The 14963-nt window shown below is 39.2% G+C and carries 16 protein-coding genes and 2 pseudogenes; 10 read left to right on the forward strand and 8 right to left on the reverse strand.

Features of this window, described 5'->3' with window-relative positions:
- Nucleotides 1–235 (forward strand): annotated as a pseudogene (locus AC5YCE_RS14695) (IS982 family transposase); the annotation flags it as partial.
- Nucleotides 236–336: 101 nt separating this feature from the next.
- Nucleotides 337–570: a hypothetical protein gene (locus AC5YCE_RS14700; RefSeq protein ID WP_496172535.1), complete on the forward strand. Its 234-nt coding sequence runs from the start codon at nucleotides 337–339 to the stop codon at nucleotides 568–570.
- Here AC5YCE_RS14700 and AC5YCE_RS14705 read toward each other — a convergent pair.
- From AC5YCE_RS14705 to miaB, 5 genes are all read right to left on the reverse strand, one after another.
- Nucleotides 535–867: an antibiotic biosynthesis monooxygenase family protein gene (locus AC5YCE_RS14705; protein ID WP_496172536.1), complete on the reverse strand. Its 333-nt coding sequence runs from the start codon at nucleotides 865–867 to the stop codon at nucleotides 535–537. The two genes, AC5YCE_RS14700 and AC5YCE_RS14705, sit on opposite strands and share 36 nt — an antisense overlap.
- On the reverse strand, nucleotides 867–1973 hold the full coding sequence (locus AC5YCE_RS14710) for a mechanosensitive ion channel family protein (protein ID WP_496124791.1): 1107 nt from the start codon (nucleotides 1971–1973) through the stop codon (nucleotides 867–869). Before AC5YCE_RS14710 ends, AC5YCE_RS14705 begins: the two co-directional genes overlap by 1 nt.
- A gap of 270 nt (nucleotides 1974–2243) precedes the next feature.
- A complete protein-coding gene (ybeY, locus tag AC5YCE_RS14715; protein WP_496172537.1) occupies nucleotides 2244–2729 on the reverse strand; it encodes an rRNA maturation RNase YbeY in 486 nt (161 codons plus the stop codon).
- A 9-nt stretch (nucleotides 2730–2738) separates the two neighbouring features.
- The gene (locus tag AC5YCE_RS14720) at nucleotides 2739–3851 is read right to left on the reverse strand and encodes a PhoH family protein (RefSeq protein ID WP_496124793.1); all 1113 of its coding nucleotides are present in this window, start codon (nucleotides 3849–3851) and stop codon (nucleotides 2739–2741) included.
- Nucleotides 3852–3890: 39 nt separating this feature from the next.
- The gene (miaB, locus tag AC5YCE_RS14725; RefSeq protein WP_496124794.1) at nucleotides 3891–5348 is read right to left on the reverse strand and encodes a tRNA (N6-isopentenyl adenosine(37)-C2)-methylthiotransferase MiaB; all 1458 of its coding nucleotides are present in this window, start codon (nucleotides 5346–5348) and stop codon (nucleotides 3891–3893) included.
- 378 nt (nucleotides 5349–5726) lie between these two features.
- Here miaB and AC5YCE_RS14730 point away from each other — a divergent pair, with 378 nt between their 5' ends.
- The 5 genes from AC5YCE_RS14730 to AC5YCE_RS14750 all read left to right on the forward strand — a co-directional run bounded on the left by AC5YCE_RS14730 (nucleotide 5727) and on the right by AC5YCE_RS14750 (nucleotide 10383).
- Nucleotides 5727–7640 carry a lytic transglycosylase domain-containing protein gene (locus AC5YCE_RS14730; protein ID WP_496172542.1) on the forward strand — a complete coding sequence of 638 codons (1914 nt, stop codon included), beginning with the start codon at nucleotides 5727–5729 and terminating at the stop codon, nucleotides 7638–7640.
- 91 nt (nucleotides 7641–7731) lie between these two features.
- Nucleotides 7732–8397, forward strand: a complete 666-nt coding sequence (locus AC5YCE_RS14735; RefSeq protein ID WP_496124795.1) for a ribonuclease T2 family protein — start codon at nucleotides 7732–7734, stop codon at nucleotides 8395–8397.
- A 167-nt stretch (nucleotides 8398–8564) separates the two neighbouring features.
- Nucleotides 8565–9551: a malate dehydrogenase gene (locus AC5YCE_RS14740; RefSeq protein ID WP_496172538.1), complete on the forward strand. Its 987-nt coding sequence runs from the start codon at nucleotides 8565–8567 to the stop codon at nucleotides 9549–9551.
- A gap of 182 nt (nucleotides 9552–9733) precedes the next feature.
- Nucleotides 9734–9982 (forward strand): DUF2789 domain-containing protein, encoded by a 249-nt coding sequence (locus AC5YCE_RS14745; protein WP_496172539.1) that lies wholly within the window; start codon nucleotides 9734–9736, stop codon nucleotides 9980–9982.
- A gap of 149 nt (nucleotides 9983–10131) precedes the next feature.
- Nucleotides 10132–10383, forward strand: a complete 252-nt coding sequence (locus tag AC5YCE_RS14750) for a DUF2789 family protein (RefSeq protein WP_496124814.1) — start codon at nucleotides 10132–10134, stop codon at nucleotides 10381–10383.
- A gap of 189 nt (nucleotides 10384–10572) precedes the next feature.
- Here AC5YCE_RS14750 and AC5YCE_RS14755 read toward each other — a convergent pair whose 3' ends face one another.
- Together AC5YCE_RS14755 and AC5YCE_RS14760 are read right to left on the reverse strand one after the other, a co-directional pair.
- Nucleotides 10573–11100: a hypothetical protein gene (locus AC5YCE_RS14755; protein WP_496124798.1), complete on the reverse strand. Its 528-nt coding sequence runs from the start codon at nucleotides 11098–11100 to the stop codon at nucleotides 10573–10575.
- A gap of 129 nt (nucleotides 11101–11229) precedes the next feature.
- Entirely contained in the window at nucleotides 11230–11832 is a 603-nt protein-coding gene (locus tag AC5YCE_RS14760) for a 2OG-Fe(II) oxygenase (protein ID WP_496172540.1), read from the reverse strand.
- A gap of 116 nt (nucleotides 11833–11948) precedes the next feature.
- Here AC5YCE_RS14760 and AC5YCE_RS14765 point away from each other — a divergent pair, with 116 nt between their 5' ends.
- The 3 genes from AC5YCE_RS14765 to AC5YCE_RS14775 are packed head-to-tail and all read left to right on the forward strand — an operon-like array spanning nucleotide 11949 to nucleotide 14767.
- The gene (locus AC5YCE_RS14765; protein ID WP_496124800.1) at nucleotides 11949–12806 is read left to right on the forward strand and encodes a 23S rRNA (adenine(2030)-N(6))-methyltransferase RlmJ; all 858 of its coding nucleotides are present in this window, start codon (nucleotides 11949–11951) and stop codon (nucleotides 12804–12806) included.
- A 41-nt stretch (nucleotides 12807–12847) separates the two neighbouring features.
- A complete protein-coding gene (gene pssA, locus AC5YCE_RS14770) occupies nucleotides 12848–13669 on the forward strand; it encodes a CDP-diacylglycerol--serine O-phosphatidyltransferase (protein ID WP_496124801.1) in 822 nt (273 codons plus the stop codon).
- Between the two features lie 27 nt (nucleotides 13670–13696).
- On the forward strand, nucleotides 13697–14767 hold the full coding sequence (locus AC5YCE_RS14775; RefSeq protein ID WP_496172541.1) for a DUF6670 family protein: 1071 nt from the start codon (nucleotides 13697–13699) through the stop codon (nucleotides 14765–14767).
- Nucleotides 14768–14789: 22 nt separating this feature from the next.
- Here AC5YCE_RS14775 and AC5YCE_RS14780 read toward each other — a convergent pair.
- Nucleotides 14790–14963: pseudogene (locus AC5YCE_RS14780) on the reverse strand (IS982 family transposase); the annotation flags it as partial.

Consider the following 14963-nt stretch of genomic DNA (forward strand, 5'->3'; position numbering starts at 1 on the left):
TTATCATCGGAAGAACATGCGGTCTGTTGAGCTCAGTGTGCCAGATGAATATCACTTAAAACAACGCAATAAGATAGAAACATTATTCAGTTTGTTGAAAGGTCAATACAATTTAGTGACAAGTAAAGCACGCAGTGTTCGTGGATTTCTCAGTGGAATTTACGCCTCGTTATGTGCATATCAATTAACCCATCGAAATAAGCCAACAATTCAAATTATTGATTCATCGGCTTAAGCAGGATTCGGGTTAAATAATTAAATGATTTGGAATCTCAATCAAAGGCAAGAAATTGGATAATTGCTGGTTTTGCAATTTGGATACTTTCGGTTTTCTGTATGATTCAATTTCCAAACAATACAGGGTTAACCAATGGGTTTTCATTTTGGTATCTAATTTTGTGGTACTTTTTATGGGTACGTAAGCAAGTTGAAAAATTAGAAAATCAATGTGGTGGGCATTATTTGCGTTTTAGTCAAAAAGAGTGGTTTATTGCTATTTTGATTGGTGTTGTTTTTAGAGCTATATTGATTGGATTATCCAGCGTGATTATACCGTTGTTGACGACCTGATGAATAAGCTCGTGTAATCTCACAAATCTCTACACTGAAACTTTCATACCATCTTTCTTTTCCAGTATTTTGAGCAATCTGGTGTTCAGTATTTAAGTGCCAAGCATGAATATCCTCAAGGGAATTCCAATAAGACAAAGCAATCTCAAAGTTATTTTCGGAGATTGATTCAAATTTTTGACAATTAAATTGGCTTAAAGCCTTATTTCTTAAACTCTGAGCCATTTGAAAATAATTCGAATCTACGGCTTTTATTTTGGCTTTAAAAATCACAATGTATCGTACAGAATTAGCCATTATTTATTCTCATCTTTAGATCGATCCGTTAATAATTTGAGATGTGGGAAAGGAACATCAATTTCAGCATCTCGCAGTGCTTCTTTCACGTGTTCGAGAAGTTTCTCTTGAATACGTGGCAAACGTTCCATTTGATAAGGTTCAAGCCAATATCGCACAATGAGAACAATTCCAGACTCTGCAAACTGACTGACATCCACACTCGGCGCAGGTATTTTTAAATACTCATCCTCTAAATCCAAACGCGCTAAAATCGCTTGGCGTGCTTTCTCTACATCTTCTTGTAATGAAATACGGCAATAGCTCTCAAATCGCATCCGTTCGTGGGCGGTTAAATTGGTGACTTCAGCATTAGCAACCGTTGAGTTGGGAATAATGATAAGGAGGTTATCTCGATTTCGAATATGCGTGGTTCGCAGTAAAATTTGCGTGATTTTCCCTTCAAACTTATTGATGCGTACCCAATCACCAATGTGAAAAGGGCGTTCGATCAGAATCGTAATCCCCGCAATAAAATTAGACAGCGTGGACTGTGCAGCGAAACTGACAGCAATCCCGACAATCCCTAGACCTGCCATGATCGAAATAATATTAAAACCAAACTGCGCCATGATTGCTGCGATACCAAAGATCACCAGTAATACCGATATGATGTTTCGAAGTAGCTGCTTCAGTGAGTCATCGATATAAAAACGATCCAAAAAGCGCATGGTCAGCTTGGTAAATAGCATCCAAATGACATAGAAAATCAACGAAACAATTGCAGCTCTAGATAGCGCTTGTAGATATTTTTCTGACAAGCCAAATTGAGAAAGAACGGTAATACTCGATGCCAATAACCAAAAGAAATGAATTGAGTTATTGATTACATTGGTAATGATCGGATTCACGCTAAAGCGTTTTGAGATAGATTGAATCAATCTACGTAGTCCACGACTAAGCAGCCAAAATAAAGCAATGAGGACAATACTGATGACCAATTTACTAAGAAGCTTGGCTGCCAAAACATCCCAATTCAAATCATGATTTTCTGGCGCACCGATGCTCAGAAAGATACTGCGTCTTAGGGCTTCTAAAAACTCGGTCAATAGGCGATCAAACATCATGTCTTTATTATTGGCTGTATCTACTGTGAATTAAAGTATAGGTAAATCTACTAGAGCTGGATAGTTGAGTTTTGAACGTGTTCAGTTTTTTAAATGGATAAATTTGTCAGTTTCTGAAGATGATTCTGAATGTTGTAGGCAATATCAATTTACAACAATGAAATTTTAGAATATGGATGATGAAAAAATTTATTGAGTGTTTTTTAATTTCTTGAGTATTCTTAAAAAATAATCAGGAAATCCCCATTGGATTTCCTGACGAATCAGATTCTAACCTTCTTGAATGGTGTATGGATTGTCAAAACCGAGCTTGGCTAAAATCTCAATTTCTAAAGCTTCCATCTCTTCAGCATCTTCATCCGAGGTTTCATGATCGTATCCCATTAAATGCAACGTGCCATGTACCAGCATATGGGTGAAGTGAGTCAGAGGAACTTTGCCTTGTTCTTTCGCTTCTTGTAATACGACAGGAATACAAATCACCAGATCACCGAGTGGAAAAGAGTCTAACACTGCCGCCATTTCATCGGGAAGCTCACTGGGGAAAGACAACACATTGGTAGGCTTGTCCTTGCCACGATATTCCAAATTGAGTTTATGACTTGCTTCATTATCCACACAGGCAATCCCCACTTCACAATTACTTTGTGTGTCGATGTGGCGTAAAGTGGTTTCAATAATTTTTTTAACATAAGCGCGTTTGAGCACCAATTCAGATGCTTCAAACGATTGTTGTAACGATAGGCTAAGTTTCAAGACTTGTCCTTAAACATTTTCCTGAGGAAGGGTTGGTGTCTCTTGCTGATGCTGGGCATCGGCAGCAGAGTCATTTTCGGAGATTAAAGCGGCTTGCAATGCTTTGCGTTCAGCGCGAGCTGAAGCGGTTAAGCGATTTTGTTCACTGTCCCAGCCTTCATAGGCTTCAACAATTTTTTGTACCAACTGATGACGAACCACATCACGGGAATGAAAACGCGTAATGTGAATTTCTTTTACATTTTCCAGTACACGCAAACAATGCGCTAAACCAGACTGTTGACCACGGGGTAAATCGACTTGAGTCACATCACCTGTGATGACTGCACGTGAACCAAAACCTAAACGGGTGAGGAACATTTTCATTTGTTCAGGCGTGGTGTTCTGTGCTTCATCCAAAATAACGAACGAATGATTGAGTGTACGACCACGCATATAGGCGAGTGGTGCAACTTCAATAATCTGACGTTCAATCAGTTTTGCGACTTTTTCGAAGCCGAGCATTTCATACAAGGCATCGTACAAAGGACGTAAATAAGGATCAATTTTTTGACTTAAATCACCCGGTAAGAAACCCAGTTTTTCACCGGCTTCAACAGCAGGTCGAACCAAAAGGATACGTTGAATTTCATTGCGTTCAAGCATGTCTACAGCAGCGGCTACCGCAAGATAGGTCTTACCTGTACCTGCGGGACCAATACCAAACGAAATATCACTTTGTAAAATACGCTGAACGTAACGTTTTTGATTGGCACCACGCGGGTTAATTCGACCTTTGCGAGTCTGAAGCCAAACTTCATCCAAGCCACTGTGTTCGTTGTCAGAAAAATCTTCCTGAAGCTCACGATCAGTCTGGCTACCTTGAATCATCAGATGAATCACATCTGCACTGATTTGAGATGAAGTTTCTGCTTCTTCATGCAGTCGCTGCAACAAAATCTCAGCTCTCTCAACTTCATCAATGCCACCGTCGATATAGAAACTATCTCCACGTTGGGCAATTTTGACATCTAAACGTTGTTCGATTTGCTTCAAATGTCCGTTATAAGCACCGAGCATGCTTTTTAAACGCTCCATTGAAACTCCGGGAAAAGCCACTGTACGTCGAATCGCTGCAGTCAAGAGATATCCTTTTGTGTCAGGTAAACCGATACCCTTACATTACGCCACGTCGGGTTCAAGATTCAAGAGTTCACCGTAAACTAAATTCAAGGTTTTAATCTCGGTAATCTCAATCTCTGCAAAGCGTCCCACCCATGATGCATCACCGATAAATGTGACATAACGTGTATTGTCCGCCGTACCGACCAATAAGTTTGGATCTTTGTCAGAAATTTTTTCAATCAAGACACGTTGAATCGTACCGAGCATCGCATCTGTTTTATCAATACTAGAACGTTTGATCCATTTTTGGACTCTAGCCAAACGCTCCTTTTTCACTTCTTCAGGTGTTGTGTCTTCTAACTCAGAAGCAGGCGTACCCGGACGTTTAGAGTAGATAAAACTATAAGAATGATCGAAATCTAAATCTTGAATGAACTGGAATGTTTCTTCAAAGTTCTCATCGGTCTCACCTGGGAAACCAATAATAAAGTCTGAAGACAAATGCATATCTGGACGTGCTTTACGCAGTTTGGCAATTTTGTCAATATATACATCAATCGTATGATTACGTTTCATGCCTTTCAGGACATCATTTGAGCCACTCTGAACTGGCAAATGTAAATGTGAAACCATTTGTGGTAAATCACGATAGCATTGGATCAAATCATCGTTAAATTCGAGCGGATGTGAAGTGGTATAGCGTAAGCGACCAATGCCTGGAATTTCTGCAACCATGCGAAGTAAATCGGCAAAGGTGCAAATTTCACCTTCAAAGGTTTCACCACGGTAGCCATTCACGTTTTGACCGAGTAATGAAATTTCACGAACGCCTTTTTCGGCGAGTCCTGCAATCTCAGCCAACACATCGTCTAAAGGACGAGAAACTTCTTCACCGCGTGTGTAGGGCACAACACAGAATGAACAATATTTTGAACAGCCTTCCATAATCGAAACAAAGGCTTTAAAGCCTTCTACGCGGGGTTCAGGCAAAAAATCAAATTTTTCGATATCTGGGAATGAAATATCCACCAATTTGATTTTTTCTTTTTTCGGTTTTTCAATCTGATCGCTGTGTTGATCTAGCATCTGTGGCAAGCGATGCAAGGTCTGTGGACCAAAAACCATATCGACATAAGGTGCGCGTTTTTGAATGTTGTCACCTTCTTGAGAGGCTACACAACCACCGACCCCAATCACGAGATCAGGATTTTTTTCTTTCAATTTGCGCCAACGACCCAGTTCAGAGAATACTTTTTCTTGTGCTTTTTCACGAATTGAACAGGTATTCATGAGCAAGATGTCAGCTTCTTTTGGGTCAGTGGTTAGCACATAACCATGCGAATCGCCTAACAAATCTGCCATACGGTGACTGTCATACTCATTCATCTGACACCCTTGCGTTTCGATATACAGTTTTTTAACTGAACCATCGATGGCTGGGGTGTGCTGTGGCTGGGTAACAGTGTTTTCTGAGGCAGCTTGGGCACTATTGGGGATGAAGGTTTGAACCGTCATGAAGGCGTATTTCCTATATTAGGGATAGTTAATTCTACATCATGTTGAACCTAGGAACTTAGGATTCGACAAAAGCGGGATTCAACAAAAGCGCAGTATTTTACAGCATTTATCAGTAGGTGCATGAAAAAATAATTGTTTCTTCATGCAAGCTGCTTATTGTGTAAAAAATGGTTTAAATTAATATAGCTGAATCAGCAGTTTACATAACACAACAGTACAATGCTTCAAGAGTTATTAAACTATTCCAAAAGATCGTAATGCGTTTGAAATAAGTGAAAATCCAAGCCAAAACCTGATCATCAAAGAAAGATCCGAATTGAGAGTGAAAGCGTGTCAAAAAAAATATTAAAGTATAAGCATTTAAATTCTTATTTGATGGGCTTGTTGGCTTTATCAAGCGTGACGGCTCTACAAGCTGCTGAAGAGCAATTTAATGATGCACTGCGTTTGGCAAATTCAGGAAATATTTCTGCACTCGAACAATATCGTAGTTCAATGCAGAATGATGCCTTGGGATATTACCCAGAATATTGGCAACTCAATGCAAATTTAGCATTTCAAAATCCCAATAGTATTTCGAGCTTCGCTCAACGCTATCCGCAATCTGCAATGGCGGAAAAGCTATCCGCTGATTATGTGGAAGAAAAAGTAAAACAAGCGGATTTTAATAGTGCCCAACCCATTCTCCAATACATTTCCAATGCCGATCAAGCAGAGAACTGTGCCATTGCTCAAGTCAGAGCGAAAACAGGGGATTCACTCGTTTTTGCTGAATATAAAGATGTATGGCTAAAAACTGAATCTCAGCCTGAGTCATGTCAAGGCTTGGGACGCATGATGCTGTCTAGTCCATTATTGACCAATGTTGATCGTCAGCAGCGTCTGTATGCGCTACTTCGTGCAGGACAATCAGGTCAGGCAATTGCGACTGCGCAAACGCTTGGCGTATCGTTATCGCTCGCACAGTTGAATCAAATTCAAGCTGACCCTTTAAATTACTTGTGGGCAGCACCGAAAAATAACGCCGCTGATCATGCCTATCTAGTCTTTGCCTTAGGTCGAGTAGCAAATAATGACTTAACTTCAGCGATTCAAACTTTACCGAAAGCCTTACAAGGTGTTCCAGCAGATGTGCAAAAGTATTTAAATCGTACTGTCGGATATATTGGTGGGACTACGGTGATGAAGAATAACTTCAACCGTGAAGTGCTGAATTTATTTGATGCAAGCTATGGCGTACCATTTACACCAGAAGAAGCTGAAATTTATGCAAGACAAGCTGTACGCTTTGGAAGTTGGGAAAGTGTGATTCGTGCCATAGATAGTATGAGTGTGAGTCAACAGCAAGAGGATCGTTGGCAATATTGGCTTGCTCGTGCTTCAGAGAAAAAAGCTGACAATGCTTCTAAGCAAACAGCCAAACAAATTTATCAACGTTTAGCAGCGGCGGGTGATGAATATCATCATTTATTGGCCAAGGATCATTTGGGTATTCGTTATAACGAAGCACAAGACCGTTCACAACCCTCTGCAAATGATATGCAACGTTTGAATCAAGATATTCATTTCCGCCGAGCTTTTGCATTAAAAAATATTAATGCCAATGATACTTATACCAACCGAGAGTGGAATTGGGCTGTTCGTCAGGCGTATTTAAAACAAGATGATGGTTTGATTTTAGCTGCAGCAAAACGAGCCACTGAAATGGGGTGGCATGATCGAGCGATTTATGCCGCAGAGCGTACGACGAATAAACACAATTATTCGTATCGTTATCCAACACCCCATCAAAGTACTGTGGTGAGTCATAGCCGAAATGCGGGTATTGATCCATCATGGGCCTATGGTTTGATGCGTCAAGAGAGTCGCTTTGTTACCAATGCTCGATCCCATGTTGGAGCAGGTGGCTTGATGCAGATCATGCCCGATACTGCACGCTTAGTCGCTCGTAAAATGGGTGAGACCTACAACCCTGCTGCACTCTCAGATATGAATACCAATATTCGTTACGGAACATACTACCTTTCAATGATTCAGAGTCAATTGAGTGATAGTCCTGTATTGGCAACAGCAGGGTATAATGCAGGACCCAATCGAGCACGCCGTTGGCAACCTGAATTTCAATCCATTGCAGCAGATCAATATACAGAATCCATTCCATTAAATGAAACACGAGACTATGTCAAAAAAGTGATGGCTAATGCTGCACATTATGGTGTTTTACTGGGGCAAGGACCGCAAGCCATTGAAAGTCGTATGCCCCCGATTCCTGTTCGTAGTTCACAATAGTTAGTGATGATTTGTATAGAGTAGTTTCAATCGTTATTGACATAGCGATCAAATAAAGTCCGATCAACGTTGCTTAGGCATGTTTCAATTTATGAAAAGATTCAGCTTCCGAACCAGTCGCAAATTGATTCAATCACTGATTTTAGTCGGTGTCGGAAGCTCTGTAACTTCATTTCAGGCATTAGCATCTTCCAAAGGTCTGCAAGGCTATGTCATGCATATCCAAATGACACCTGCGATTTGTTCGATTGATAAAACTAAAGTTAAGCAACGTAAATGCTTGGAAGGCTATTCACTCACAATTACAGGGTTATTACCTGAAACTCCACAGCGTAATTGTACGACTTCTTCTTCTGCAAAATTGTCACCTATACAAACTAAGGTTGTGGCACGTGTCATGCCAGATGAAAACGCACGAATGAACTTGTGGCGTAGTATCGGAGGGTGTGTACCCATGAATGCGAGTCAATATTTTAGAGACATTATTAATAAAGCACAGAATCTTAAAATTCCAGATGATCTTACTGGCGTGGATAATAAAACCGTTCAGCAAAGCACCTTGAAAAGTCAGTTTTATCGACTCAATCCTAAACTACAAAAAGACAGTATTCAGTTCAGTTGTGCTACTAATTCCAAAAGACAGGTAGTTTTGACGAATATTCAAGTGTGTTACAAAGTGAATGGTCAGTATAAGCAATGTAGCAATAGCCAAACTTTAGATTGTCCAAAAACGTTCATGATTCAGGGATCTTACTGATCTATTTTTAGCTATCTATTTATATTTTCTATCAGACTTTTGTTGAATTTTATGCGCTTTTCGATGCATCCATGGAATGATTGGAGTACAATCTTCCGCGTTTATGATTATTAGATTAAATACTAACGGTTTAATCACATTGAAGATCCTCAATTGGAGATAATTAGATGAAGCAAGCAGTTCGTGTTGCCGTAACTGGCGCAGCAGGTCAAATTGGTTACAGCCTATTATTCCGTATCGCAAGTGGCGAGATGTTAGGTAAAGATCAACCAGTTATTTTGCAATTGCTCGAAGTTCCTTTTGAGAAAGCTCAACAAGCGCTTAAAGGCGTGATGATGGAACTTCAAGACTGTGCATTCCCTCTTTTAGAAGGTATGGTTGGTACTGATGATCCTAAAGTTGCATTCAAAGATGCTGACTATGCTCTATTGGTTGGTTCACGTCCACGTGGTCCAGGTATGGAACGTGCTGATCTTCTTAAAGTGAATGGTGAGATCTTCATCGGTCAAGGCCAAGCATTGAACGAAGTTGCTAGCCGTGACGTTAAAGTACTTGTTGTAGGTAACCCTGCAAACACTAACGCTTACATCGCAATGAAATCTGCTCCAGATCTTCCAGCGAAAAACTTTACAGCAATGTTGCGTCTTGACCACAACCGCGCTGCATCTCAAATTGCTGCAAAAACGGGTAAAGCGGTTAAAGACATTAAAAACCTTACAGTTTGGGGTAACCACTCTCCAACAATGTATGCTGACTACCGTTTCGCGACAATCAATGGCGAAAGCGTAAAAGACATGATCAACGATCAAGAATGGAATGCAAATACGTTCCTTCCGACTGTTGGTAAACGTGGTGCTGCGATTATCGAAGCGCGTGGTTTGTCTTCTGCTGCTTCTGCTGCTAACGCTGCAATCGACCATATGCGTGATTGGGCTCTTGGCACAAACGGCGAATGGGTAACGATGGGTATTCCTTCAGATGGTTCTTATGGTATTCCAGAAGGCGTAATGTTCGGTTTCCCTGTTACTTGTGAAAACGGTGAATACAAAATCGTTCAAGGTCTTGAAATCGACGAATTCAGCCGTGAGCGTATCAACTTCACGCTTAATGAGTTAGAAGAAGAACGTGCTGCAATTGCAGACATGGTTAAATAATTTAATCTGATAAATTAAGTTGAAAAAGCATCTCATCTGAGGTGCTTTTTTTATGTCTATAAAATCGTTAATGCTGAGCGCTCTACAAAACTTAACATGCTGATAATTGAATATAGCTGAACTTATTTTTTAACAACGCTATGGTTAAGAAACGAATAAATAGAATTTTATTGGAGAATAAAATGTTTGATCAACACCCGACTTTGGAATTGCTTTTTGATCAATTGGGGCTTCCTTCAGATTCAGCTTCAATCGATGAATTTGTGTTAAAACATCAGCTACCTGAAGGTGTAATGATGCATGAAGCTGATTTTTGGACGGATTCACAACGCAATTTTTTATCCAGTCATTGGCAAAAGGATGATGATTGGGCCATCGTTGTCGATACCCTAAATGAACTGCTCAACCACAATATAAAAAAGCTGCCTTAATTCTTGATGAGTCTATGTAAAATTTAGTCACAATTAGAAACAACAAACCTAGTTTTAATGCTAGGTTTTTTTATAAAAATCTTATAAGTTATTTGAATAAAGCATGACAGAGAGTTTGATAAGGAGGCCAAATGGATATGTCTAGAAATATGTCACCTAAACCTTCATTGGAGCTTTTATTTTCTCAGTTGGGTTTAGCCAATAGTGCTGCTGCAATTGAGTTATATGTACGGACACATCAACTTAAAGCTTCAGAAAATTTGCATGATGCGCCATTTTGGAATAAGTCTCAGCGAGATTTTCTCATCAGTCATTTGGTTCAAGATGATGATTGGGCATTATGGATTGATGAGCTGAATCAACAATTACATATGGATTCATATCGAATCAAAGTGGTTTGATTTTCAGAATTTAAGTGAGTTTCTTATTTTTTTAAAATTTTGCTTTTTTATTTCATTGGTCGTAAAGGGAGGAGAACATTTGTTTCATTTGAATCTAAGTTTTAACTTTTCTTTAATCATAAAAAAACGCCTTGTTTAAGGCGTTTTTTTATGGGTCGAGCTATTTCTGATATTCAACAGAACTAAAGTTTAATGTAGCTTAGATTGAATAAGTTTAGAAAACCAAAGTTCCTCTTTAAGTGAATCAAAGGCACGATGATTTTTTAAAGTTTCCAAATCGAAGTCAGCAGTTTTACTGTATTTGGCCAGCCAATGACGTGTTAATGCCAGTTCTTTCTTTTCCGCACAACTATGTGCAAGTGACAGTAAGATGTCACCACGATTATGCGAAGTAAGCGGTTTTAAAATCTGCTGAGCGATTAAAGTCAGATGCTTTTCTTGGGTAATGTCATAATACTGCAGATAGGCTTGAGCTAAAGCGAGCGATAAATCTAAATAAAGTGACATAGGAATTTCTTCGTATTCAACACGCGCCTGTTCTAGTAGAACAATACCTTCTTGTAAAAAGTGAATTTGTTCTTGGCGAACTTGGCTAAATTTAACCAATTCAAATCTTAAATTAGCGCGCTCCAAGGCAAGTTCAGGCGTATTGTTTTCTAAATACAACTGATCTGTCTCACCAATACGAGCGACAATTTGTTGAGTATTTTTTAACATGAGCCTATACCTTAGTGATCAGTGCAGAGTATATCGGGATTGATTTTAAAATTTAAAGGATAAACACAATCTCATATTTAAGACACGCTATAACTAGGTTGTTATTTTAGCGAATACGTCTAACTTCAATTAGAACAGTCCGTCACTTTGTCTAAGCCATGCTGTGATGGATAAGCGTTGTTGCTTTGACAAAAGCACCTCATGTAAAAGATCACTTTGAAATAATGCAATACGATTGGGTTTTGGCTGAATGGTATGCCAGTGGTCATTTTTATCTTGTAAGCGTAATTCACCACCCCAATCATCTTGCCACTCTTCATGGAGATAATAGACTGAAGAAATGATTCGACCATTTTTGCCTTGTGGGTTGTCTCGATGTAAAGCATAAAATTCACCTGCGTTATAACATGCAAAATGAGCTTCAACTTCTTTAATCCCGAGATAAAAAGCACGGTTAAATTGCTGAGACAAGGCTTCAAGTGATTGAATATGGTATTGAGCCATCTTTAAATCGTCATTGATCCACAAAATATGATCACTACGAATATTGCTAACAATACCGTTTTGAATGGCTGCTTCACGAAATTGATTTAGATTTGAACTGCATTCATCGATTAAATCTTGAACATAATTTTGTGGATAGGCGTGATCTAAAATACTAAATCCCTGATGATCAAAATCTTTAATGATTTGATCGATATCCCATGTATTTGGCAGAGAAAAACTGTTCATAAAAGTCATCAATTTAAATACAAAATTATTCATGTCTATCTTAGAGCATTCGATGGACAGTGAAGAATATTTTTTTCGTGCTAAAATACCGATTGAACTTAGGAATTAATCTGAACATGAATTACCGTCACCATTTCCATGCAGGCAACTTTGCCGATGTCATGAAACATGTGTTATTGCTTCAACTTTTGACACGTTTAAACGCTAAAGATAAACCTTATCGCTATGTAGATACACATGGTGGTGCAGGTAAATATGATCTCTCTACATCTGCAGCGCAAAAGTCTGGTGAATTTTTAAACGGTATTCATCGTTTGGTAAAGCTTGACGATTCAATTATCCGTAATGCGCCTGAAGGTGTAAAACAATATCTAAAAGTCGTTCAGGATATGCGTGAGGCTTCTGGTAAAGGTGCTTACCCAGGTTCCCCGTGGTTCGCACTTGAAGGGATGCGAGATATTGATAAAGCGACTATTTTTGAAATGCAAAAAGATGTATTTCAGCAGTTGTATATGAATATTCGTGATCGCCGTGCAGGTCTGCATGAGCGTGATGCGTATGAAGGTTTATTGGGTGTGATTCCACCAAAAGAAAAACGTGGTTTGGTGATGATCGATCCGCCTTATGAATTAGAACGTAAGGATTTCCCACAACTCGTTGAATTGCTTTATGCAGCTCATAAAAAATGGCCGACAGGTTGTTTTGCCGTGTGGTACCCAATTAAAGATCGTGCCATGATTGATCGTTTTGAAAAGAAAATGATGAAAACGGGCATTCGCCGTCAGTTGGTTTGTGAAATTTGCGTATGGCCAGATGACACCCCAGTTGGCTTAAATGGTTGTGCTTTGCTGGTGATCAATCCACCTTGGAAGTTCTCACAAGATGCGGATGAAGCATTGCAATGGTTATTCCCGCATTTACGTATGACTGAAAATGGTGGTCATGCTGCCGTGCGCTGGTTAGTCGGCGAATAAGTTTTAAACATTCTTTAAGGTTACAGTTAGGATAGACGACAATGACAAATATAAATAAGCCTGAAAGCGACTCTTCCAAGCGTGAAATTCCATTTGATGGAATCACGTTTGAAGTTGAAGAAGAGGAGCATACCCAAGAAGGGCAAAAGGTTAAACGTCGTGGAATCTACTTGTGGCCAAACCTGATTACAACCGCTGCGTTGTTGTCAGGTTTCTACTCGATTATCGCGAGTATGAATGGTGATTTTGTTCAAGCCATCTACGCAATTTTTCTTGCTGCACTTTTAGATGGTTTGGATGGGCGAGTGGCTCGTGCTATTGGAGCTCAAAGTGCTTTTGGTGAACAGTACGACTCACTTTCTGATTTGCTGGCTTTCGGTGTTGCACCTGCGATTTTAATGTATAGCTGGAGTTTGCATGATCTCGGTCGAATTGGATTGGCATGTTGTTTTGTTTATACCGCGTGTGCGGCATTCCGTTTAGCCCGTTTTAATGTGCAAATTGGTGTGGTCGATAAACGCTACTTTATTGGTGTTGCAAGTCCTTTGGCTGCGATCATGATTATTTCAATGGTTTGGGTGGGACGAGATTTTCCAGAAATTTTTGATTTACGTGAAACAGGTATTCAAGTCATCAATGCTGTACTCATTGTTGCAGTTGGACTGTTGATGATTTCAAACATTAAGTACTATTCTTTTAAGACAGTAGATCGTAAGCGCGTACCGTTTGCCGTACTGCCCATTATTGTCTTTATATTTGCCGCCATCACTTACAACATTCCGGTGGGAATTTTAGTGCTTTCGATTGCTTATGCATTATCTGGTTTTGTGACTACATTTATGGCGCGGAAAAATTCCGCATAGAGAAAATTATTATAAAAGGAGCTTGAGATGCAGTTGTTAATGAATTTAGTCGATGAATCCAAACAACAGAATCAAGCTCAGTTTCCCTTAAAGCTTGATTACCACGGACCTAAAGGTCGTTATAAAATTATTCATCAAGGATTGATGATTCCTGGTTTACCTGCACCGCTTCATTATTTTAATTTTTTGACCATTATTGGTCAGCCTAATATCCCCATGATTCGTAATCCATACGCAATTAAAACCTATCCTTTAGATAGCGTTTCGTTAATCACCAGTGTCAGCCCACATATGGTCGGACATTTTCATGGTTATTCTATTCAAGATGATTGTGAGATTAGATCAAATGCATTCAGCTTTGGTTCAAAAGAGAGATTAACTGGAGCGATTCCACATTTTAATTTGACACGTGAAGATAATGAGCTATCAGTCAATTTGGAGATTGAAACCTACCCCATCATTTCGCATTTCACCAAGTTGAAGCTGGGTCTATTTGATCATTGGTCATTATTGTGTAGATGTCAGGGTGAAATTAACTATAAAGGTGAGCGATATATTATTGATCAACTCGGTTCATTCGAGTTTGCAAGAGCGATTAATATTCCCTATCTACCTTTAAATTTTTTCACCTATCAAATTATTAACTTAGACAACCATAAACAACTTTTACTTGCTCAAATTAGAAATAGCTTCAATCAAATTGTTCAATCGCGTATGTATTTGAGAGATTTAAGCGCGGGCACATCAGAAATGTTTGATGAAAATGTTCATTTCAAGGTTCTACGTGTATATCCAAAGGTAAAAACGCCGAATGGACATGAAATGTATTTACCACGTGAATTTGAATGGAATTTAAAAACAGAGCACAAAACAATTAGAGTCATCGGTGAAAGCCGAGGGGATTACAAATTTGGCTTAGCTGCAGGTTATGTAGGAAGTTATTGCTATACAGTTGAGATCAATGGATATAGTGAAAATGGTAAATCTGCCTATTGTGAATACATCGATTGTCGGTCACTCAAGTGGCAAGAGCAGCATCAAGATCAACACATTAGACAAGAATTAGCAAATCCTATGCCATGTGCACTCAAAAAATAAGCATAAATAACCCGAATCCTGCTTAAGCCGATGAATCAATAATTTGAATTGTTGGCTTATTTCGATGGGTTAATTGATATGCACATAACGAGGCGTAAATTCCACTGAGAAATCCACGAACACTGCGTGCTTTACTCGTCACTAAATTGTATTGACCTTTCAATAGGCTGAATAACGTTTCTATTTTATTGCGCTG

The organism is Acinetobacter sp. CY79, assembly GCF_059515845.1.

Bases quoted from the DNA above. Each gene is read 5' to 3' on its own strand.
- AC5YCE_RS14700 (WP_496172535.1), top strand. From the start codon at position 337: ATGATTCAATTTCCAAACAATACAGGGTTAACCAATGGGTTTTCATTT.
- AC5YCE_RS14705 (WP_496172536.1), bottom strand. From the start codon at position 867: ATGGCTAATTCTGTACGATACATTGTGATTTTTAAAGCCAAAATAAAA.
- AC5YCE_RS14710 (WP_496124791.1), bottom strand. From the start codon at position 1,973: ATGATGTTTGATCGCCTATTGACCGAGTTTTTAGAAGCCCTAAGACGC.
- miaB (WP_496124794.1), bottom strand. From the start codon at position 5,348: ATGACGGTTCAAACCTTCATCCCCAATAGTGCCCAAGCTGCCTCAGAA.
- AC5YCE_RS14730 (WP_496172542.1), top strand. From the start codon at position 5,727: ATGGGCTTGTTGGCTTTATCAAGCGTGACGGCTCTACAAGCTGCTGAA.
- AC5YCE_RS14735 (WP_496124795.1), top strand. From the start codon at position 7,732: ATGAAAAGATTCAGCTTCCGAACCAGTCGCAAATTGATTCAATCACTG.
- AC5YCE_RS14740 (WP_496172538.1), top strand. From the start codon at position 8,565: ATGAAGCAAGCAGTTCGTGTTGCCGTAACTGGCGCAGCAGGTCAAATT.
- AC5YCE_RS14745 (WP_496172539.1), top strand. From the start codon at position 9,734: ATGTTTGATCAACACCCGACTTTGGAATTGCTTTTTGATCAATTGGGG.
- AC5YCE_RS14750 (WP_496124814.1), top strand. From the start codon at position 10,132: ATGTCACCTAAACCTTCATTGGAGCTTTTATTTTCTCAGTTGGGTTTA.
- AC5YCE_RS14755 (WP_496124798.1), bottom strand. From the start codon at position 11,100: ATGTTAAAAAATACTCAACAAATTGTCGCTCGTATTGGTGAGACAGAT.
- AC5YCE_RS14760 (WP_496172540.1), bottom strand. From the start codon at position 11,832: ATGAACAGTTTTTCTCTGCCAAATACATGGGATATCGATCAAATCATT.
- AC5YCE_RS14765 (WP_496124800.1), top strand. From the start codon at position 11,949: ATGAATTACCGTCACCATTTCCATGCAGGCAACTTTGCCGATGTCATG.
- pssA (WP_496124801.1), top strand. From the start codon at position 12,848: ATGACAAATATAAATAAGCCTGAAAGCGACTCTTCCAAGCGTGAAATT.
- AC5YCE_RS14775 (WP_496172541.1), top strand. From the start codon at position 13,697: ATGCAGTTGTTAATGAATTTAGTCGATGAATCCAAACAACAGAATCAA.